We start from the raw sequence: 937 nt of genomic DNA, 5'->3' as shown, positions 1-937 counted from the left end.
CATTAACTAATCTATCATTTAAAATTGCAAATACTTGAGAATAATTAACTGGTTCTGAGGGTTTTACATATGCATATAATGTATTATTTACTATAAAATAATCTAATAATTGGAAATTTAATTCTAAAGATCTTGAAATTTCCTGTCCAGAAGGTTTTATTATATATAAATTTGGAGATATTATATTGTATATTATTACAGTAGCAAGAGCTCCTACTATTAACAATATTAATGCTATAATCATTTCAGATTGTAATCTCATATTATATTAATTAATTAGCATATATTAAAGTTTGAAATCTTAACCCCATAACAAGATACCAATATTATATAATTCCTATGAATTATTTACTAAATAATTATTATTAAAATATATTGTTGCATTTTCTCCNNNCAATAAATATTTGATGAATATAAATAATTTATAGAATAATTAAATGGAGAGAAATATCCATTAACATATAATTGAAAACATGATAAATCCAATGCCTTATTTCCATTATTATATATAATTAAATAAGGATTTGAATAGTTTGTTTGATTATTTAAAAATTTTATACTTTCTCCAACAATATTTTTTATTTGATTATCTATTGTATTTGCCGTATAATAAAAGTTTTTTATAATAATTATTTAAAATTAAATATAAAACTGATGAAGAAACAATAAAAATAACGAATCCAATAATTGCTCCAATAATTGATCCTAAATCAGATCTCATTCTATTGTACATGTACTTGCAGTTGTATTATTATATATTGTATTCTCTGTANNNGCCCCAGTAAATGCTAACAATTCTTACTTGATAAAAGTTTGTTACTATAGAAATATTTGGACCATTTGCAATTGTATCATATGGACCCCAAGCAGAAGTACCAGTATAACTATTTGTAATATATATTTTGAGTATTATTTATTAGTTCTCCATTAATAAATA

General features: G+C 21.6%; 1 protein-coding gene. It reads right to left on the bottom strand.

The genetic code is table 11. The features are described 5' to 3' along the window. Positions 1 to 244: hypothetical protein (locus tag LUA84_RS03845; protein ID WP_231434518.1), on the bottom strand; the 244-nt coding region annotated here is incomplete at its 3' end. Positions 245 to 937: the final 693 nt, after the last annotated feature.

Source organism: Candidatus Nanopusillus massiliensis, from assembly GCF_920984865.1.
The sequence above is the reverse complement of the archived record's forward strand: the minus strand, read 5'-3'. Positions and strand labels throughout refer to the sequence as shown.